A 19,021-nucleotide genomic window follows, 5' to 3' on the forward strand; every position below is an offset into this window, starting at 1 on the left:
GGACGTCGGGGATCAGCCCGTCCGACGCCAGGTCTCGAACCGGTGGCGCAGCCCGTCGCGTGCCGAGGCGTGCCACCCGGTCGCCGGGTCCTGCGCCTCGCACGTCCACGTCGCGGGGTCGAGCACGGGCGCCCAGGTGTCACCTTCGACCGCCACGTCGACCACGGTCTCCTCGACCCGGGTCGCCAGCGGGAGCGCCTGCGCGTAGACCGCTCCCCCGCCGACCACCCAGACCGTGGTGGCCTCGTCGTGCGCGCCGACCAGCGCCCAGGCCTCCTCGAGGCTCCCGACGACCTCCGCACCCGGAGCCTCGTACCCCGCCGACCGTGTCAGCACGACGTTGCGCCGCCCGGGCAGAGGGCGCAAGCGCGGGGGCAGGGACTCCCAGGTCGTACGGCCCATCACGACGGCGCAGCCGTCCGTCAGGCGCCGGAACCGCGCCAGGTCCTCGGGCAGCCGCCACGGCAGCGTGCCGTCGCGACCGATGACCCCGTCGGCGGTGCGGGCCCAGATGAGCGCGATCGTCACGTGCGAGAACCTACCGGCCCCTGCCGCGGCAGTCGGCACAGCGGCGTGGACGAGCGGGTCTCAGGCCCCGACATCCGTGAGCGCACCGTGCGCGGAGTCGCGCAGCGCGTCGACCCCCGCGGCGATCTCTCGCGCGGCCTCGGCCGCCTCGTCGAGACGGGCGGAGACCACGCCGGCCGCGGCGACCTGCTCGGCGACCGCCTGGGAGATCTGGTCCTGCACGCTCGTGATCGCGCTGATCGCCGCGCCGGTGGCGCGGATGGACTCCGAGACCTGGTCGGTGCCGGCCTGCACCCGGGTGACCAGGTCGGCGATCGAGGACGCCGAGCTGGTGGTCTCGCGAGCGAGGTCCTTGACCTCGGCGGAGACCACGGCGAACCCCTTGCCGGCTTCACCTGCGCGTGCGGCCTCGATCGTCGCGTTGAGCGCGAGCAGGTTGGTCTGGCCGGCGATCTCGGTGATCAGCGTGTTGACCTCGGCGATCTCCTTCGCGGCGACCTCGAGCTGGGTGACCTGCTGCTGCGCGGTCGCGGCGACGCCACGCCCCTCCTCCGCGGCCGACGCCGCCCGCCCGGCCTGCTCGGCCACGGCGTGCGCACCGTGGGTGAGCACGGTCATCTGGCCGTCCATCTGGGCGACGGCCTCGGCGGCGCTCATGGCCTGCCGGCTGATCCGGTCCGCCTGCGCGGAGATCGAGTCGATGAGGGCGGACAGCCGCGCGGCGCGTGCGTGCTCGGCGGCCCGGGCGTCGGCCTCGACGGCGGCGGCCGCCTCGGTGGCCGCAGCGCGGGCGTCGGCGTTCGCCTGCAGCGCCGCGTGCACCTCGCGCTCGGACTGCTCGGCGAAGTGCCACCAGGTCAGGATGGCCACGACCTCGATGACCACGAACCCGGCGTGCAGCCCGACCAGGGGCAGCACCGTCGTGAGGGCGGCGCCCCCGCCGTGGCCGGCGTGCGCGACCCCGACCATGCCGAAGACGTGCTCCGGTGCGAGCAGACCGAGCACCGCGTGGTGCAGCACGACCGTGACGATGGCCGTCAGCAGGGCGGTCCACCGCTGGTAGAGCGCGACGAAGACGAGCGAGACGAACAGGTGGAAGTGCGAGTCCAGGCGTCCCCCGCTGAAGTGGATCGCAGCGTACGAGCACCCCATGAGCGCCATCGACGTCACGTCGGCACGCAGACCGGCGGAGGCCACGACTCGGCCTGCGACCGCCAGGCCCACGATCGCCGCCATGATGGCCGCGACGTGCAGCGCGGGCTCGCCCGAGAAGACGAACCCGATGAGTGCCAGGACCGGGACGTTGAGCCAGACGAAGCCCTGGACGATCCGGTGACGGGCCTCGAAGGAGGCGTCGGTCAGGGTGGCACCGCGGGGCAGCCGGCTGGCCAGGCTCATGGAGGGCTCACGTTCGTCGCACGTCGGTGGTCGACCGGCCCATCGGCAGGCTCCGCGCGGCACTGAGGCGCCCGCGACGGCCCGCGCGTCGACCGTCAGCAGTTCACCCGCCGACGGCTCGCCCGTCAGCGGGCCAGCAGGCCCGCTGGAGCGGTCGCGTCAGACGGCGACCGGCGCCTTGATCGCCGGGTGGTGCCGGTAGTCGAGCACCTCGATGTCCTCGTACACGTAGTCCAGGATCGTGGCGGCCTTGCGCAGCCGGAGCGTGGGGGCCGGGAACGGCTCGCGGGTGAGCTGCTCGGTGACCTGCTCGACGTGATTGTCGTAGATGTGGCAGTCGCCGCCCGTCCAGACGAAGTCCCCGACCTCGAGCCCGACCTGCTGGGCGACCATGTGCGTGAGCAGGGCGTAGGAGGCGATGTTGAACGGCACCCCGAGGAACAGGTCCGCCGAGCGCTGGTACAGCTGGCAGGAGAGCCGGCCGTCGGCCACGTAGAACTGGAAGAACGCGTGGCACGGCGCGAGCGCCATCGACGGGATGTCCGCCACGTTCCACGCCGAGACGATCAACCGCCGCGAGTCGGGGTCGCGGCGCAGGTCCTCGACGACCTGGGTGATCTGGTCGAGGTGCCGGCCGTCGGGCGTCGGCCACGAACGCCACTGCACGCCGTAGACGGGGCCGAGCTCGCCGTCGGGGTCGGCCCACTCGTCCCAGATGGTCACCCCGTGCTCCTGCAGCCAGCGCACGTTGGACTCCCCGCGCAGGAACCACAGCAGCTCGTAGGCGATCGAGCGCAGGTGGACACGCTTGGTGGTCACGAGCGGGAAGCCGGCCGACAGGTCGAAGCGCATCTGGTGGCCGAAGACGCTGCGCGTGCCCGTCCCGGTGCGGTCCGCCTTGGGGGTCCCGTTCGCCAGCACGTGGCGCAGCAGGTCCTCGTAGGGCGTGGCGAGGGGGGTCACCGGCGCGTCCGTCATGCACGCATCGTAGGCACCCAGCTGCCGAGAACGGGCTGCGCCGGTGCTGCTCGGGACCCACACTGTGACGATGACCACCGCGCTGCCGCCGACCGTCGCCGCCCACGTACCCACCGGGGTCCTCATCGACGGGTCGTGGCGCCCCGCGCGCAGCGGCCGCACGTTCGAGGTCGCCGACCCGGCCACCACGGAGGTCCTGTTCGACGTGGCCGACGGCGGCGAGCAGGACGCGCTCGACGCGCTCACCGCGGCGCACGAGGCGTTCCCCGCCTGGCGTGCGACCGCACCGCGCGTGCGCTCGGAGCTGCTGCGCGCCGTGTTCGAGACGCTGGTGGCACGCACCGAGGACATCGCGGCGATCGTCACCGCCGAGGGCGGCAAGCCGCTGGCCGAGTCCCGGGCGGAGGTCGCGTACGCCGCCGAGTACGTGCGCTGGTACGCCGAGCAGGCCGTGCGCTTCGACGGGCTCGCTCGGCGGGCACCGTCCGGGGGGAACCACCAGCTGGTGCTGCGCCGTCCTGTGGGTCCGGCGCTGCTGATCACGCCGTGGAACTTCCCGATCGCGATGATCGCCCGCAAGGTCGCGCCCGCGCTGGCCGCCGGCTGCCCCGTCGTGGTCAAGCCTGCGCAGCTGACCCCGTTGACCACGGCCTACGTGGCCGAGATCATCCGCGAGGAGCTCGCCGACCGGGGCCTGCCCACCGGGGTGATCAACGTCGTGCCCTCCTCGTCGGCGCGGTCGGTGTCCGGGCCGCTGCTGGCCGACCCGCGGCTGCGCAAGCTGTCGTTCACCGGGTCGACCGAGGTCGGTCGTCTGCTGCTCAAGAGCGCGGCCGACGGCATCCTTCGCACGTCGATGGAGCTGGGCGGCAACGCGCCGTTCCTCGTCTTCGAGGACGCCGACCTGGACGCCGCCGTGATCGGGGCGGTGCAGGCGAAGATGCGCAACGCCGGGCAGACCTGCGTGGCCGCCAACCGGTTCCTGGTGCACCACGCGGTCGCCGGGGAGTTCGCGGACCGGCTCACGGCGGCGTTCGAGCAGCTCGTCGTCGGGCACGGCGCCGAGCCGGGGACGACGGTCGGACCGTTGATCGAGCAGCCGGCGGTGACGCACGTCGAGACCGTCGTGGCCGAGGCGGTCGACGCCGGCGCGGTGGTGCGCACGGGCGGCACCCGGCCGGCGCGCCGCGGGTACTTCTACGCCCCGACCGTGCTGGAGGGTGTGACACCGGACCTGCGGGTGGTCTCGGAGGAGACGTTCGGGCCGGTCGCCCCGATCGTGCCGTTCGGCTCGGAGGACGAGGCGGTCGCGCTGGCGAACGGCTCCGACTTCGGGCTCGTGGCGTACGCGTTCACGCGGGACGTCGGGCGCGTCATGCGGCTCGCGGAGAGCGTCGAGGCCGGGATGATCGGCATCAACCGCGGCATGGTCTCCGACGCGACGGCCCCGTTCGGCGGTCTCAAGCAGTCCGGCCTGGGGCGTGAGGGCGGCGAGCTGGGGATCGAGGAGTACCTCGACCCGGTGTACGTCGCGCTCTGAGGGCCCCCCGAAGGCCCTCTGCGCGGCCCGACCTCCCCGGTTGGTAGCCTCGCCGGGCGCGGCCGTCCCCGCCCCGGGGCCGTCCGGCCCGACCCCTGGAGGACCCGTGGCGCTGTTCGACACACCGGCTGACGTCTCGGTCCGACCGGCGGTGCCCGGCGACGAGCGCGCGATCGCCCGGGTGCAGCTCGCCTCGTGGCGTGCGGCACACGCCCAGGTGCTCGCCGGCGCGCTGGAGCGCCTGGACGAGGACGCGATGGCCGCGCAGTGGGCGTCCGCCATCGGCACCCCGCCCGGCCGCGGCTACCGGGTGCTGGTCGCGTGCCAGGGTGCGACGGTCGTCGGGCTCGTGTCCGTGGCCCCGGTGCCCGCCGCCGAGCACACCCCGCTGGCCGCACCCGGCGGGGTGCTGCTGGCCCTCGAGGTCGACCCGGCGCACCAGCGCGGCGGGCACGGTTCACGTCTGCTCGCGGCCGCCGTCGACCTGCTGCGTGAGGACGGCGCCGACCAGGTCCACACCTGGGTGCTGGACGGCGACGACGCGCGTGCGCGATTCCTGTCCGGCGCCGGGCTCGGACCGGACGAGGCGGTGCGGGAGCTCGCGACGGGCACGGATGCCGACGGCGCGCAGCTCGTGGTGCTCGAACGACGCTGGTACGCCGCGATCTGAGGCGGCAGGCTCAGCCGGCCACGGCGGAGCGGTGCAGCCGGCTCGCGGTCCGCAGCGACTCCCGGGCCCGGCGACGGTCTCCCGCTGCGTCGTAGGCGAACGCCAGCAGGTACCAGGAGGACCAGGCATCCGGCTCGGCCTCGGCGCGACGACGCGCCTCGTCGAACGCCTCGGTCGCCACGGCCCTGTCGATGCGTCCGCCCGGCGAGCGGGGCAGGTCGTCGACCGGCAGCCGGCCCTCGTCGGCCAGCTCGTCGGCCATCCGCTGCACGTCGATCGCGAGCCGCCACTCCTTGGCGACGAGGCCGAGGACGAGCAGCGGGAGCACCCAGAACGCGATGCCGAGCACGATGCCCACCGGCTCGCCGGTGCGGATCAGCGCGGTCGCGCGGGTGGCCACCACGAACAGGTAGATCGCCAGCAGCGCCGTCAGGACGACCGCGGCGACCAGGGAGGTGCGGCGCGCGCCGCCCCGGACGCTCATCGCCGGCCCCCGAGGTCGAGCAGGTGCTCCAGCCCGACGGTCAGGCCGGGGTGCCGGGCCACCTGACGGACGCCGAGCAGCACGCCGGGCATGAAGCTGATGCGGTCGAACGAGTCGTGCCGGATCGTGAGCATCTCGCCGGGGTTGCCCAGCAGCACCTCTTCGTGGGCCACCAGCCCGCGCAGCCGCACCGCGTGCACCCGGACGCCGTCGACGTCCGCGCCGCGTGCACCCTCGATCTGCTGGCTGGTTGCGTCCGGGCTGGGACCGACGCCGGCTGCGGCGCGGGCCGCGGCGATGCCCGCGGCGGTGTGCCGGGCGGTGCCCGACGGCGCGTCGACCTTGTCGGGGTGGTGCAGCTCGACGACCTCGACCGACTCGAACCAGCGCGCGGCCTGTGCGGCGAACGCCATGGTGAGCACGGCACCGAGCGCGAAGTTCGGGGCGACGAGGACGCCGACCGCGGGGGCGTGCACGAGGTGGTCGCGGACGCGCCCGAGCGCGGCGTCGTCCCACCCGGTGGTGCCGACCACGACGTGCACGCCGGCGTCCACGAGCGTGTGGACGTTGGCCTCGGTCACGGACGGGACGGTGAAGTCCACGGCCACCTGCGCCCCGGCGTCGGTCACGGCGCTCAGGTCCCCGTCGGCGTCGACGCGGGCGACGAGCTCGAGGTCCTCGGCCGACTCCACCGCCTCCACCACGGTCCTGCCCATGCGGCCCGCCGCGCCCAGCACGGCCACCTTCAGTCGTTCGGTCACGGCTCGCACCTTAGCCCTTCGCACGGGCGAGGCCGCGGGAGCGTCCTGGCTCCCGCGGCCTCGTCGACGGACCTTCCTGCCGCGCTCAGGCGGTCGCGCCCACCGGCTCCTGGCTCGGGACGGGCTTCTCTGCGGCGACGACCTGCTGGTACTGCGGCAGGTGCTCGAAGAGCTCGGTGCCGGTGAGCGGGTTGCGCCGCTTCCGGGCGATCGTGCGCACCTGGTAGACGAGCACCGCGACGTTGGCCGCGAGCGAGAGCGCGCTGACCGTGAACAGCGCGGCGGGGTCGTGCGAGGACTGCACCGAGAACGTGGAGTCGGTGACGAACGTCGGGACGGCCATCGTGAACATCATCCACAGCGCGAGCGTGTGCGCCCGGTGCTGCAGCCAGGCGCCCTTCTTCAGCCAGAACGCGGGGATCGTGCACGAGATCAGCAGGGCCGCACCGGCGTAGAAGGAGTGGTCGCCGACCGCGTTGTAGACGTAGGCGAAGTTCCACAGGTCGTAGGCGACGATCCAGAACCAGAGCATGTCCGGCCAGATCATGTCCTTCGACTTCGAGCGGCCGATGAAGATGCCCGCCCAGCCGCAGATCGTGACCAGGTTGATGATGCCGGCGATGCCGTTCATGTAGTTCCAGGCGCCACCGATCATGTAGACGCCGTCGTGCATGCCTTCGGTCATCCCGCCGACCTGGAAGTCACGGATGACGGCCTCGGCGATGTTCAGCGCCAGGATCAGCGGCGGGAACACCAGGGCCCAGCGCTTGGCGGCCAGGTTCGGGTGGTAGCGCAGCGCCATGAAGCCGAGGCAGCCGGCGAGCGCGGAGTAGACCTTGACCCAGTGGAACCAGGTGCCCGTGCTGGAGTCGGGGCCGGCGGTCGTCGGCCACACGAAGATCGTCAGGACGAGCGGCAGCAGGACGAAGAACGCGAGGCCGGCGGCCCGCCAGCGCCGCGTCACCTCGTTCAGCCCGATCAGGCCGGCCAGCACGACGCACCACATCAACGCCGAGTACCACGGGATCGAATCGAACAGGAACACGGTCACTCACTCCTTCGGGGTCGGACGGCCGTGTTCACGGTCGCCGGTAGGTGCCTCGTCCGAGGCGGGTTCGGTCTGCGGTGCCGGCAGGGGTTCGGGGCCGGCGTCCAGGTGGAGCGTCTGGCGGGTGATCGCCGCCAGCACGTGCTCGGGCGTGTCCGGATGGGTCCGCACGAGCCCGAGCAGGCCGTGCACGAGCACCACGAACGTCTCGCGCACGTGCACGATCTCGATGCGGTGCCGGCGGGCGTACGCCTCGACGGTCGTGACCTGCAGGGCGTCGACGACGGCCTCGACGGCGCGGTCGACGTACCGGCGGTAGAGCGCGGCGTTGTCGACGCTCAGCAGGTCCACGCGCAGCGGGTCCCGGGCGGCGAGGTGGTTGCGGAAGAGCACCATGATGTCGCGCAGCGCGTCCTCGATGCGTCCGGTCTGCCGCCGGGCGTCCCACTCGCGGACGGAGGCTGCGAACCCGGCGACGTAGCGGTCGAGCACGGCGTCGACGATCTGCTCGGTCTCCGGGAAGTAGTGGTAGACGAGGCCGCGGGTGACGCCGGCGGCACGGGCGATGTCGGAGGTCGTCGTGCGGGCGATGCCCTTCTCCGCGAAGACCGCGTGCGCCGCGTCGACGATCGCATCGCGCCGGACCTCGGGCGGCAGGACCGTGCGCCGCGCACGGCCTCCTGCCCGGGCCGGGGTCGTCGCCGCCGGGGCCGTTCGTGGCTCCATCGCGCACCTCGTCGTCGTGGGGTCGTCTGACGTCCACGACGGTACGCCGTCTATTGACACATCGTCAATACGGGGCGGATCCCGCTCAGGCGACGGGCGCCAGGGCCGCGGCGATGCCCTGCTCGATGCGCCGCAGCTCGACCGGTCGGTGCCCGGTGAACCGCTCGACCTCACGCGGCGGGTAGCCGGCCTGCACGTACCAGCGGATGGCCGCGAGCGCGTCGTGCGGCCGGACGGGCCCCGGGCCGACGGCCTCACGCACGAAGGCCGAGAACCGCACGGCGGCCAGGTACACCGCAGGCTCGACCCCCAGGTGACGTGACGTCCACGCGTGCAGCTGCGGCACGGGGACGCGGGCCGTGCGCGCGACGTCGGCAGCACGGACCAGACCCCGCTGGGCGTCGATGCCCTGCAGCACGGGCACCAGAAGCTCCAGCTCGGGGTCCTCGAACCGTGCCGCGGTCGCCAGCGCGTCCGCCAGCAGACCAACGGCCCCGGCGTCGTCCCCGCGGTCCGCAGCCAGGGCGCACGCCTCGACAGCCGGGCCCCCGAGCAACGTCGCCACCGGGGCCACTGCGTCGACCAGCAGCGCGTGCGGCGAGAGCCGCGCCAGACCCCACGGCGTGAGCTGGGCACCCACACGCACCGACGGACCCGACTGGGTCCGCACCACCGGGCGGGTCGCGATCCCCCGCACACCGCCACGATCGAGCGAGACCTGGCCGGTCAGGGCGTCCACGCGGCGACCCGGCTCCCCCGCCGCGACCACCACGCACCCACGACCGTCCGGGAGCAGCACCTCGTGCTCGGGCTCCCCCTCGCCGTGCCGGACAACCCAGAGGTGCTCGACGACGTCGCGGATCGACGCGGGGGTCACGACGTGGTGGTACTCGACGAGGGCCATGGCTCCATGATCGCGCCCGATCCCGGCGAACCGCACCAAAACAGGCCATATCCCACCCGCTCGGACCCCCGGGTCGCGCGGGTCGGTGCCGTCAGCGGATCGTGAACTGCGCCGGCGGCGCCCTGTTCCCGGCCGCATCCGAGCTCAGCACGCAGAACGTCACGGGCAGGTCGCCGTGGTCGATCGTCACCGACACCTGCAGGACGCGACCGTAGCCGGACTCGTCCGCGCAGTCGGTCGACCCGACCGGGCCGACCTTGACCAGGCTGTCGGCGAGCTCGGGCACGGCGAACGCCGGCGTCACCCACAACGCGTCACCCAGGTCCTCGACCGTGATCCCCGGTGCGAACACGGGCGGGGTGCCGTCGACCTCGAGCAGCACGCCCGTGGCCTGCGCGGCGCTACCGGTCGTCACGCACCACCACGAACGACCCTCGACCGCAGGCAGGTCGACCGGGACGGTCGTCGCCTGCACGAGACCGTCACCCGCGACGTCCGCCGCCTGCACCAGGACCGTGCCGGTGTAGACGGCCTCGTCCGCGCAGCCGGCGCCGTCGCCGACCGGCACGAGCCCGTACCGGGCGCGCGCCGCCACGTCGGCGGTCAGGACCACCTCGGCCCCGGCCGAGCCGGCCCGCACGTCGTCGAGGGAGAACACCGACGGGAACGCGCTCGCAGCGACGTCAGGCGGGCGCGGCAGCGGGCAGCCCCCCGCGAGGACGAACACGCCGTCGGCCCCGAAGCAGGACGCCACACCCTCGATCGGCACCGCGTAGCTGCGGTCCGGCACGACCTCGACACCGTCGTCGCGGACCTCGCACGGGTTGTTGATCGCGCACAGGCCGCCACGCACGAACCCGCCGTACGTCGTGGTGTTGATGACCGCGACCACAGCACCACTCGCTCTCGAGCAGGTCGACCGGCTCCCCCAGCGTGCACGTGCCCGTCCGCAGCACCCAGTCCTGCTCCGCGAGCTCGCGCACGGGGACGCCGACGTTGACCACCTGGTCGCCCGTCCGCGGCGCCGACGTCACCAGGGGCAGTGCACGCAGCCCCTGCCCCTGCGCGTCCGCGAGCGTGCCGGCCAGCTGCACGACAGCGAGGTCGTACCGGGACATCGTCGCGTACGGGACCGCGACGACGTCGAGCACGGGCCCCGGTGCGGCACCGGCGACGAGCCCGAACGCGACCGAGCCGGCGTCCTCGGCGTCGCCATCGACCAGGACGTACCCGGGATGGGAGCCCCACCCGCCCGCGCAGTGCCCGTTGGTCAGCACGTACGCGGGCCCGGCAGGCACCCCGGTGTCCAGGAGCGTCGCCGTGCACTGACCTGCGAGCCGGAGCTGGCCGACGCCCGACCACGCGGCCGCGTCGGACAGCGGCAGCGGGTCGGCGGGCGCCGGCAGGTCCCGGTGGGTCTGCTCCGGCGGCGGGATCGTCACGGGCGCCGTCGGGCCGGGGTCCGGGTTCGAGGTGCAGGCGGCCGTCGTCAGCACCATGGCGACGGCGAGCAGGGCGAGCGTGCGCAGCGTCCGTCTGGCGGCCATCGGTCCCGTCCTCCTCGCCTCGAGGTCGTGGGGAACCTATCGCCGACGGCGACGGCCCGCCCGCCGGGACACCGGCCGCCCGCTGGCAACCCACAGGGTCCGGGACCTGGGAGAACATCGAAGGAACACCGGTGACACTCCTGAGAACTGGCCCGCATGTGCCGATGGACGGGATGTGCCCCTCGTGACCACCGCACCCCCGGCAGCGCCGCCGCGCGTGGGCGACCTCATGGAGCCGACGGTCGTGCTCGATCCCGACACGCCCTGCTCGGCCCTGGAGCAGGGCTGGCACACCGGGTGGACAGCGAGCTCGGTGCTCGTCCGTGCGCGCCATCCCGACACGCGGCACGGCCTGGTGTCCCGCGAGTCGTTCGTCGCCGCCACCGCCGCCGGCCCCGGTCCCGGCCACGGGACCTGGTCCCGGCTCCCGGTCGGACGCCTGACCCGGTGGGACGCCCCGTGCGTCGACGTCGACGACAGCGTCACCGTCGCGGCCCGCGTCCTGACGAGCGCCGGCGCCTACTACGCGGACCTCCTCGTGACGCAGGGCGGCCACCCGGTGGGCGTGCTGGCACCGCGCGTCGTCATGGCAGCCCTGGCCGCGCTCGTCGAGCCACGGACCACACCGTCCACGCCCTCCACGCCGTCCATCCTGGACCGCGGCGCGGCCCGCACGTCCGTCGGGTCGGGCACTCGGGGCGAGGTCCTGCGACCGCGCCACCCCTACCTGCTCCCCACGGCCACGCTCGCCGTGGTGTACCAGCCGATCGTCGCCGCGGGCAGCGGACGGCTGGAGTCCGTGGAGGCCCTCCTGCGCACGCGGCAGGCCGACGACGAGCTCGGTGCCCCGGGCCCGGCCCTGGCCGAGGCGGCCGAGGCCGGTGCCGCGCTCGAGCTCGACCTGTGGGTGCTCGGCGAGGCCTGCCGTGCCTGGGCGCGGTGGCACGCGGTGCTCGGTCCGCGCGCGCCCCGTACGGTGCACGTCAACCTCGCCCCCACGAGCCTGGCCGCACCCGACCTCGAGTCGCGCGTGCTCGCGGTCCTCGACGCCGTCCGCGCCCCGGCGTCGGCCGTGCGGCTGGAGCTGTCCGAGTGCGCGAGCCTCGACGACCTGCACCGCGCCGGCCCGGCGCTGCACGGGCTGCGGGCGGCCGGCGTCCAGATCGCGCTCGACGACCTCGGGGCGACGCTCTCGACGCTGCGACACATGAGCCGGCTCCCGCTGGACGTGCTCAAGATCGACCGTTCGATCGTCATCGGGATGGCCGAGGACGTCGTCGACGCGCACATCGTGCAGGCCGTGCTGCGGGTGGCGCGCGAGCGCGGCCTGGAGGTCGTCGCCGAGGGCGTCGAGGAGCAGAGCCAGCTCGACGCGGTCCGACGCAGCGGCGTCGGCTACGTCCAGGGATACCTGCTCGCCCGGCCGATGTCCGCCGACGCCATCACGCGGTTCGTCGGCTGACGCCTCGGCTCACGCGTCGCCCGATCCCTCTGCCGGAACAGCCGGCAGCCGAGCCGGGCAGACGAGGGTTCAGTCGCCGAGGGGGCCGATCCGGACGACGGACCGAGGCAGCCCGGCAAGCTCGGCGGCGAGCTCCTGGACCTGCGCAGCCGTGACCGCGCGGATCCGCTCGAGCGACTCGTCGAGGCTCAGCAGCTCCCCGTGCACCAGCTCGGCCTTGCCGAGCCGACTCATCCGCGAACCCGTGTCCTCCATGCCCAGGACGAGCCCGCCTGAGAGCTGGCCGATGCTGCGCTCGAGCTCGGCGGCGGTGATCCCCGAGTCCGCCAGACGCTCCCACTCGGCGGCCAGCAGCGCCTCGACCTCGTCGATGCGCGTCGGCGTGCAGCCGGCGTAGAGCCCGAAGGTGCCGGTCTCGGCGTGGCCCGAGGCGAAGGAGTACGTGGAGTACGCCAGGCCGCGCTTCTCGCGGATCTCCTGGAAGAGGCGTGAGGACATGCCCCCGCCGAGCACGGCGTTCAGCACGGAGAGCGTGAACCGTCGCGGGTCGGTGGCGGTCAGCGCCGTGCAGCCGATGATGACGTTCGCCTGCTCGGTCGACCGACGCAACGTCACCTCGACGCCCTGCGCGGGCAGCCCGTCGGTGCCGGGCGACAGCGCCCTGGTCGCGACGGTGCGCCGCCCGGTGGGGGCCGCCTCGGGGTCGAGCGCCCAGCCACCGTCGGCCAGCGCCTGCGTGACCTGCGCGCACAGCGCGTCGTGGTCGATCCCGCCGGCGGCCGTCACGACGAGCGTGCCAGGACGGTAGTGCTCGCGATAGTGCGCCCACACGGCCTCGCGCGGCACCGCGCGGATCGTGTCGGGGGTGCCGCCGATCGGACGACCCAGGGGGTGCTCCCCCAGGACCGCGGCGGCGAACTGCTCGTGCACGACGTCGCTCGGGTCGTCGTCGTTCATCGCGAGCTCTTCGAGGATGACCCCGCGCTCGGTCTCCAGCTCGTCCGGGTCGATCCGGGCGGAGGTGACCATGTCAGCGATCACGTCGACGGCCATGGGCGCGTCGGTGTCGAGCACACGGGCGTAGTAGCAGGTGTGCTCCTTGCCGGTGGCGGCGTTGGCCTCACCACCGACGGCGTCGAACGCCTCGGCGATGTCCATCGCGGAGCGCCGCGCGGTGCCCTTGAACAGCAGGTGCTCGAGGAAGTGCGTGGAGCCGTGGTGCCCGTCGGACTCGTCACGCGAGCCGACACCCACCCAGGCGCCCACGGTGGCCGAGCGCAGGCCCGGCATGTGCTCGGTGAGCACGCGGACCCCGCCGGGCAGGACGGAACGACGCACGTGCGCGTCGCCGTCCTGCCCGACGGACTGCTCGCTGCCCGGTCGCCCGGGTGCGACCAGCGGGAGGTCCAGGGTCACGTCAGGCGTCAGCCGGCTTCTCGGAGGAGGCCTCGTCGGCCGCACCCTCCTCGACGACCGCGTGCAGCGACAGCTTGCCGCGCGGGTCGATCTCACCGATCTCGACCTGGACCTTCTGGCCGATGGCCAGCACGTCCTCGACGTTGTCGACACGCTTGCCGCCCACGAGCTTGCGGATCTGCGAGATGTGCAGCAGACCGTCCTTGCCCGGCGAGAGCGAGATGAACGCACCGAACGTCGTGGTCTTGACGACCGTGCCGACGAAGCGCTCCCCGATCTCGGGCATGTGCGGGTTGGCGATCGCGTTGACCGCCGCGCGCGCGGCCTCCGCCGACGGACCGTCGGTGGCGCCGATGTAGACCGTGCCGTCGTCCTCGATCGAGATGTCGGCGCCGGTCTCCTCCTGGATCTGGTTGATCATCTTGCCCTTCGGGCCGATGACCTCGCCGATCTTGTCGACCGGGACCTTCACCGTGATGACGCGCGGAGCGTTGGGGCTCATCTCGTCGGGCACGTCGATCGCCTCGGCGATGACGTCGAGGATCGCCAGGCGGGCCTCCTTGGCCTGCGTCAGCGCGCCGCCGAGCACCGAGGCGGGGATGCCGTCGAGCTTGGTGTCGAGCTGGATGGCCGTGACGAACTCGCGCGTGCCGGCGACCTTGAAGTCCATGTCGCCGAACGCGTCCTCGGCCCCCAGGATGTCGGTCAGCGCCGCGTAGCGGGTCTCACCGTTCACCGTGTCGGAGACGAGGCCCATCGCGATGCCCGCGACGGGTGCGCGCAGCGGCACACCGGCGTTGAGCAGCGACAGGGTCGAGGCGCAGACCGAACCCATGGACGTCGAGCCGTTGGAGCCGAGAGCCTCGGACACCTGACGGATCGCGTAGGGGAACTCCTCGCGGCTGGGCAGCACGGGCATGAGCGCCCGCTCGGCCAGCGCGCCGTGACCGATCTCGCGACGCTTCGGCGAGCCGACGCGGCCCGTCTCACCGGTCGAGTACGGCGGGAAGTTGTAGTTGTGCATGTAGCGCTTGCGCGTCTCCGGGGAGAGCGTGTCGAGCTGCTGCTCCATGCGCAGCATGTTCAGCGTGGTGACGCCCAGGATCTGGGTCTCGCCGCGCTCGAACAGGGCCGAGCCGTGCACGCGGGGCAGGACCTCGACCTCGGCCGACAGCGTGCGGATGTCCCGCAGGCCACGGCCGTCGATGCGGAAGCCGTCGGTGAGGATGCGCTGACGGATCAGCTTCTTCTGCACCGAGCGGTACGCGGCGGACAGCTCCTTCTCGCGGCCCTCGAACTGGGCGGCGAGCTGGGCGACGACCTCGGCCTTGATCTCGTCGAGACGGTTCTCGCGCGTCTGCTTGTCGGCGATCGAGAGGGCCTCGCCCAGGGCGGTCGCCGAGGCGGCCTCGACGGCGGCGTACGCGTCGTCCTGGTAGTCCGGGAACGTCGGGAAGACCTGCGTCTCCTTGGCGGCCTTCGAGGCGAGCTCGACCTGCGCCTGGACGAGGGCCTTGATGAACGGCTTGGCCGCCTCGAGGCCCTGCGCGACGATCTCCTCGGTGGGCGCCGTGGCACCCTCCTGGATCAGGTTCCACGACTTCTCGGGCGCCTCGGCCTCGATCATCGCGATCGCGACGTCGTCAGCGACGACGCGGCCGGCGACGACCATGTCGAACGTGGCGCGCTCGCGCTCGGAGTAGCGCGGGAACGCGACCCACTGGCCGTCGATCAGCGCGATGCGCACGCCACCGACCGGGCCGGAGAACGGCAGGCCCGACAGCTGCGTCGAGATCGACGCGGCGTTGATCGCCAGCACGTCGTACGCGTCGTCCGGGTGGATCGCCAGGACGGTGATGACGACCTGGACCTCGTTGCGCAGACCCTTGACGAACAGGGGGCGCAGCGGGCGGTCGACGAGCCGGCAGGCGAGGATCGCCTCGGTCGACGGGCGACCCTCACGGCGGAAGAACGAGCCGGGGATCTTGCCGGCGGCGTACTGCCGCTCCTCGACGTCGATCGTCAGCGGGAAGAAGTCGAACTGGTCCTTGGGGTGCTTGCCGGCCGTCGTGGCCGACAGCAGCATCGTGTCGCCGTCGAGGTAGGCGGCGGCGGAGCCGGCGGCCTGCTTGGCCAGACGGCCGGTCTCGAAGCGGACGGTGCGGGTGCCGAAGCGGCCGTTGTCGATGACGGCCTCGGCGAACTGGATCTCGGGACCCTCCACGGGTGCCCTCCTTGTTCTCGAGTGGCGCCGGCGCTGGTCACGGCGGTCTTCGATCGAGGCCTCCGGAGTCCCTCACGAGGACGGTGCTCCGGGAGCCACTACCGAGGACCGGACGATGAACCGGCGCGGCGGTGTGTGGTGCGGTCGTGCTTCTGTCGTGCGTGGTGCACTCAGATCGTGCACCTCGCGTCCGGTTCCGGCACGTACGACGCACCGGCCCTGACGCGGGACCAGCCCGGACCCGTCACGGGTCCGGGCTGGTCCGGGGCGTTCAGCGACGCAGACCGAGGCGCTCGATGAGCGAGCGGTAGCGGTTGATGTCGACCTTCTGCAGGTAGCCGAGCAGGCGACGGCGACGACCGACGAGCAGCAGCAGGCCGCGGCGGCTGTGGTGGTCGTGCTTGTGGGTCTTGAGGTGCTCGGTCAGGTCCTTGATGCGCTGCGTGAGCACCGCGATCTGGACCTCCGGCGAACCGGTGTCGCCCTCGTGCGTGGCGTACTCGGTCATGATGGCCTGCTTGGCGGCGTTCTCGAGGGACACGGTTCTCCTGGTTGACTCGTTGCGCGGTGCGCCGGGGCATGTCCACCCGGGCTCTCTGGTTCCGCGGCCGTTCTGACGGCCCCAGAAGACTACCAGGAGTGCACCCTCGGGCAGGCCTCGACGAGGCCCCGCCCTCCGTCCCGGCACCCGGTCGCCCGACGTCACGTCGTCTCAGTCACCGAGAACATGTCGTCCCGAGGGGTGCGCCGCCGGCGGACTGCTGGCATCCTGCACACCGTGAGCACCCCGACGCCAGCCGCCCCTTGGCTGCTGCCGTCGTGCGCGTGCCCGGGCACCACGTCGTGTCCGTGTCGGGTCTGACCTCTTCTCTCCCCGACACGCCGCCGAGCACCTCGGCACCTGCGCCCAGCGCGGGACGACACCCTGACTTGGACCCGACATGACTGCCACGACCCTCACCCGCGCCCCCCAGCGGAACAGCCACGCCACGGCCACCACCGCGCTGCCCGCCCCCTCCGCCCCGGCCTCCAAGGCACCCTCGCTCGAGCCGACGGCGCGCCGCGGCTTCGTCCTCTACGTCGATCTGTCCGCCAGCACCGAGGCCGACGACCCCGAGGCCGTGCTGCGCGTCGCCCGCACGCTCGCCGAGCTGACCGGCGAGTGGCTGCCGCGGGCGCGCACCCGCGCCGTCCTCAGCTCGAGCGAGCAGGCGCACCAGGTCGTCGCCGACGGGGTGTCCACGAGCTTCCGCGAGCTGCTCAGCCGCATCCCCGCGGTGCCGGTCGTCGAGGTGCGCACGGCCTCGCGCACGGTCGTGGCCTCCGGCTCCCCCGTCGAGCTGACCGGACGGGAGTATGACCTGCTCGTGCACCTGGTGCGCACGGGCGGTCGCGTGGTCAGCCGCGCCGAGCTGCTCGCCGCCGTGTGGGGCGGGCGCACGTTGCGGGTCGACTCGCGCACGATCGACGTGCACGTGCGCCGCCTGCGGGAGAAGTCCGGACTCGACGGCCTGGTCACCACGGTGCGCGGGGCGGGCTACCGGCTCGGCGGCGCCGTGGACGTGCGGCTCGTCGACTGAGCCCACGCCGCCCGACCCTCAGCCTCGACCGGCGCCACCCTGCGCGCCGAGCACGACGCGCACCTGCGCGACGTCGGCGTGCATCTGCACCAGCAGGTCCGCGACCGAGTCGAAGCGCAACGTGGGGCGCAGGCGGTCCACGAGGTTGATGACGACCTCCTCGCCGTACAGGTCGAGGTCCGTGCGGTCCAGGACGTAGGCCTCGACCCGTCGCTGGGTCCCGTCGAACGTCGGGTTGGTCCCGATGGAGATCGCGACCGGCAGGCCCTCGGCGGCCTCGGCCGACGGCACGGTCCCGTCGGCGTGCCGGACGCGCCGCAACCACCCGGCGTAGACGCCGTCGGCCGGGACCATGCCCCGGGCGTCCTGACCGAGGTTGGCCGTCGGGAAGCCGAGCTCGCGACCGCGCGCGTCCCCGTGCACCACCGTGCCGCGGACCCGGTGCGCACGGCCCAGCACGTGCGCGGCCTGCACGACGTCGCCGTGCTCGAGCAGCTCGCGCACCCAGGACGAGGACCAGCGCCTGCGGTGCGGATCGGCGAGGTCGCCGTGGTCGACGTCGGGGGTCACGTCGCCGATGACCTCGACGGCGAAGCCGTGCTGGGCACCGAGCTGGACCATCGTGGTGAGGTCACCCGCGTTCTGCCAGCCGAAGCGCACGTCACGGCCGACGACGACCGCACGCGCCCCCAGCGCATCGACGAGGTACCGCCGGACGAACTCCTCGGGGCTCTGCCGGGCGAACTCCAGGCTGTACGGCAGCAGCAGGACGGCGTCGAGGCCCGTCGCGGCGAGCAGCTCGAGCCGGTCCTCGTCCCCCGTCAGCAGCGGCGGAGCCGTGTCCGGGCGGTGCACCTGCTGCGGGTGCGGCGTGAAGGTCACCGCCACCGCTGCGGCCCCGACCGCGCGGGCGTCGGCGCACATGCGCTCCAGCACGCTCACGTGCCCGCGGTGGACGCCGTCGAAGTTGCCGATCGTGACGACCGAGGGGCCGAAGCCCGCAGGGACGTCCGTCAGACCCGTCCAGACCTGCACACGTGCTCCTCGTCGGTCCACCCGTCGTCAACCGACGCACGAGCGCCTCGCGCGTCGTGCGTCCCCGACGGGCAAGCCTGCCACCTGTGGCAGGTGCCGCGCACACGTGGTCCACGCCCGGGCGCGGCGGAGCGCTCTGGCGGGGCCGGCACCCCGGCGCAGGGGCCTAGGGTCGGGGCATGCGGTGGCAGACGTACGGCGAACGGACCCTCTACGACAGCCCCTGGGTGAGTCTGAGCCTGGTGGACGTCGACGTCCCCGGCCACGGGCGGCTCGACCACCACGTGGTGCGGATCCCGCGCGGGGCGTCGGGCGTGGTCGTGCACGACCTCGACCGCGGCCTGCTGCTGCTGTGGCGGCACCGGTTCATCGTCGACCGATGGGGCTGGGAGATCCCCGCCGGGCGGATCGACGAGGGCGAGAGTGCGGAGCAGGCAGCCGCACGCGAGGTGCTCGAGGAGACCGGGTGGCGGCCCGGGCCGCTGCGCCCCCTGCTCACGTACCACCCCTCGCCGGGCGCGGTCGACCAGACCTTCCACGTGTTCGTCGCCGACGGCGCCACGTACGTGGGCCCGCCGTCCGACCCGAGCGAGGCGGACCGGATCGAGTGGGTGCCGCTGGAGGAGGTGCGCGGGTTCGTCCGTGACGGCTCGCTGGGCGACGGGATGAGCGTGACCGGCGTGCTCCGGTTCCTGCTGGAGCACCCCGAGCGGGCCTGAG

The 19,021-nt window shown here is 73.3% G+C and carries 19 protein-coding genes; 5 read left to right on the top strand and 14 right to left on the bottom strand.

Annotated elements, in window-relative coordinates:
- Positions 1-12: 12 nt before the first annotated feature.
- The 3 genes from BKA22_RS18865 to BKA22_RS18875 form a co-directional block, all read right to left on the bottom strand.
- Complete coding sequence (locus BKA22_RS18865; RefSeq protein WP_146952297.1) at positions 13-528, bottom strand: dihydrofolate reductase; 516 nt, start codon at positions 526-528, stop codon at positions 13-15.
- 60 nt (positions 529-588) lie between these two features.
- Positions 589-1,926 (bottom strand): methyl-accepting chemotaxis protein, encoded by a 1,338-nt coding sequence (locus tag BKA22_RS18870; RefSeq protein WP_146952296.1) that lies wholly within the window; start codon positions 1,924-1,926, stop codon positions 589-591.
- Positions 1,927-2,085: 159 nt separating this feature from the next.
- Complete coding sequence (locus BKA22_RS18875; protein WP_146952295.1) at positions 2,086-2,904, bottom strand: thymidylate synthase; 819 nt, start codon at positions 2,902-2,904, stop codon at positions 2,086-2,088.
- 70 nt (positions 2,905-2,974) lie between these two features.
- Between BKA22_RS18875 and BKA22_RS18880 the strand changes: the two genes are divergently transcribed.
- A complete protein-coding gene (locus BKA22_RS18880) occupies positions 2,975-4,444 on the top strand; it encodes an NAD-dependent succinate-semialdehyde dehydrogenase (protein WP_146952294.1) in 1,470 nt (489 codons plus the stop codon).
- 106 nt (positions 4,445-4,550) lie between these two features.
- The gene (locus BKA22_RS18885; RefSeq protein WP_146952293.1) at positions 4,551-5,114 is read left to right on the top strand and encodes a GNAT family N-acetyltransferase; all 564 of its coding nucleotides are present in this window, start codon (positions 4,551-4,553) and stop codon (positions 5,112-5,114) included.
- 10 nt (positions 5,115-5,124) lie between these two features.
- Here the strand turns inward: BKA22_RS18885 and BKA22_RS18890 are convergent, their stop codons facing one another.
- From BKA22_RS18890 to BKA22_RS18920, 7 genes are all read right to left on the bottom strand, one after another.
- Positions 5,125-5,598: a hypothetical protein gene (locus BKA22_RS18890; protein ID WP_146952292.1), complete on the bottom strand. Its 474-nt coding sequence runs from the start codon at positions 5,596-5,598 to the stop codon at positions 5,125-5,127.
- Positions 5,595-6,314, bottom strand: coding sequence for a 4-hydroxy-tetrahydrodipicolinate reductase (dapB, locus tag BKA22_RS18895; RefSeq protein ID WP_218867581.1), 720 nt, complete (start codon positions 6,312-6,314; stop codon positions 5,595-5,597). The genes BKA22_RS18890 and dapB overlap by 4 nt, the downstream gene beginning before the upstream one ends.
- 130 nt (positions 6,315-6,444) lie before the next feature.
- Positions 6,445-7,404 carry a DUF5692 family protein gene (locus BKA22_RS18900; protein ID WP_146952290.1) on the bottom strand — a complete coding sequence of 320 codons (960 nt, stop codon included), beginning with the start codon at positions 7,402-7,404 and terminating at the stop codon, positions 6,445-6,447.
- A gap of 6 nt (positions 7,405-7,410) precedes the next feature.
- The gene (locus tag BKA22_RS18905; protein ID WP_146952289.1) at positions 7,411-8,133 is read right to left on the bottom strand and encodes a TetR/AcrR family transcriptional regulator; all 723 of its coding nucleotides are present in this window, start codon (positions 8,131-8,133) and stop codon (positions 7,411-7,413) included.
- An 85-nt stretch (positions 8,134-8,218) separates the two neighbouring features.
- Positions 8,219-9,037: a hypothetical protein gene (locus BKA22_RS18910; protein WP_146952288.1), complete on the bottom strand. Its 819-nt coding sequence runs from the start codon at positions 9,035-9,037 to the stop codon at positions 8,219-8,221.
- Positions 9,038-9,128: 91 nt separating this feature from the next.
- The gene (locus BKA22_RS18915; RefSeq protein WP_179561857.1) at positions 9,129-9,764 is read right to left on the bottom strand and encodes a hypothetical protein; all 636 of its coding nucleotides are present in this window, start codon (positions 9,762-9,764) and stop codon (positions 9,129-9,131) included.
- Positions 9,721-10,584, bottom strand: coding sequence for a trypsin-like serine peptidase (locus BKA22_RS18920; RefSeq protein WP_146952286.1), 864 nt, complete (start codon positions 10,582-10,584; stop codon positions 9,721-9,723). The genes BKA22_RS18915 and BKA22_RS18920 overlap by 44 nt, the downstream gene beginning before the upstream one ends.
- A gap of 184 nt (positions 10,585-10,768) precedes the next feature.
- On the opposite strand from BKA22_RS18920, the gene BKA22_RS18925 reads away from it, so the two are divergent.
- Positions 10,769-12,046: an EAL domain-containing protein gene (locus BKA22_RS18925; protein ID WP_146952285.1), complete on the top strand. Its 1,278-nt coding sequence runs from the start codon at positions 10,769-10,771 to the stop codon at positions 12,044-12,046.
- Between the two features lie 69 nt (positions 12,047-12,115).
- On the opposite strand, the gene BKA22_RS18930 is transcribed toward BKA22_RS18925, so the two are convergent.
- From BKA22_RS18930 to rpsO, 3 genes are all read right to left on the bottom strand, one after another.
- Positions 12,116-13,462: a M16 family metallopeptidase gene (locus BKA22_RS18930; RefSeq protein ID WP_146952284.1), complete on the bottom strand. Its 1,347-nt coding sequence runs from the start codon at positions 13,460-13,462 to the stop codon at positions 12,116-12,118.
- Position 13,463: 1 nt separating this feature from the next.
- A complete protein-coding gene (locus BKA22_RS18935; RefSeq protein ID WP_146952283.1) occupies positions 13,464-15,686 on the bottom strand; it encodes a polyribonucleotide nucleotidyltransferase in 2,223 nt (740 codons plus the stop codon).
- A 271-nt stretch (positions 15,687-15,957) separates the two neighbouring features.
- Positions 15,958-16,227 (bottom strand): 30S ribosomal protein S15, encoded by a 270-nt coding sequence (gene rpsO, locus BKA22_RS18940; RefSeq protein ID WP_146952282.1) that lies wholly within the window; start codon positions 16,225-16,227, stop codon positions 15,958-15,960.
- Positions 16,228-16,627: 400 nt separating this feature from the next.
- Between rpsO and BKA22_RS18945 the strand changes: the two genes are divergently transcribed.
- A complete protein-coding gene (locus BKA22_RS18945) occupies positions 16,628-17,266 on the top strand; it encodes a winged helix-turn-helix domain-containing protein (RefSeq protein WP_146952281.1) in 639 nt (212 codons plus the stop codon).
- A gap of 18 nt (positions 17,267-17,284) precedes the next feature.
- Here the strand turns inward: BKA22_RS18945 and BKA22_RS18950 are convergent, their stop codons facing one another.
- Positions 17,285-18,301 carry a bifunctional riboflavin kinase/FAD synthetase gene (locus BKA22_RS18950; protein WP_146952280.1) on the bottom strand — a complete coding sequence of 339 codons (1,017 nt, stop codon included), beginning with the start codon at positions 18,299-18,301 and terminating at the stop codon, positions 17,285-17,287.
- Between the two features lie 179 nt (positions 18,302-18,480).
- On the opposite strand from BKA22_RS18950, the gene BKA22_RS18955 reads away from it, so the two are divergent.
- Positions 18,481-19,020, top strand: coding sequence for an NUDIX hydrolase (locus BKA22_RS18955; protein WP_146952279.1), 540 nt, complete (start codon positions 18,481-18,483; stop codon positions 19,018-19,020).
- The last annotated feature ends 1 nt before the right edge of the window (position 19,021 follow it).

The organism is Cellulomonas soli, from assembly GCF_013409305.1.
Lineage (GTDB): Bacteria > Actinomycetota > Actinomycetes > Actinomycetales > Cellulomonadaceae > Cellulomonas > Cellulomonas soli.

Coding starts and splice junctions, on each gene's coding strand:
- BKA22_RS18905 (WP_146952289.1), bottom strand. CDS start 8,133: ATGGAGCCACGAACGGCCCCGGCGGCGACGACCCCGGCCCGGGCAGGA.
- BKA22_RS18880 (WP_146952294.1), top strand. CDS start 2,975: ATGACCACCGCGCTGCCGCCGACCGTCGCCGCCCACGTACCCACCGGG.
- BKA22_RS18890 (WP_146952292.1), bottom strand. CDS start 5,598: ATGAGCGTCCGGGGCGGCGCGCGCCGCACCTCCCTGGTCGCCGCGGTC.
- BKA22_RS18955 (WP_146952279.1), top strand. CDS start 18,481: ATGCGGTGGCAGACGTACGGCGAACGGACCCTCTACGACAGCCCCTGG.
- dapB (WP_218867581.1), bottom strand. CDS start 6,314: ATGGGCAGGACCGTGGTGGAGGCGGTGGAGTCGGCCGAGGACCTCGAG.
- BKA22_RS18945 (WP_146952281.1), top strand. CDS start 16,628: ATGACTGCCACGACCCTCACCCGCGCCCCCCAGCGGAACAGCCACGCC.
- BKA22_RS18875 (WP_146952295.1), bottom strand. CDS start 2,904: ATGACGGACGCGCCGGTGACCCCCCTCGCCACGCCCTACGAGGACCTG.
- BKA22_RS18910 (WP_146952288.1), bottom strand. CDS start 9,037: ATGGCCCTCGTCGAGTACCACCACGTCGTGACCCCCGCGTCGATCCGC.
- BKA22_RS18870 (WP_146952296.1), bottom strand. CDS start 1,926: ATGAGCCTGGCCAGCCGGCTGCCCCGCGGTGCCACCCTGACCGACGCC.
- BKA22_RS18920 (WP_146952286.1), bottom strand. CDS start 10,584: ATGGCCGCCAGACGGACGCTGCGCACGCTCGCCCTGCTCGCCGTCGCC.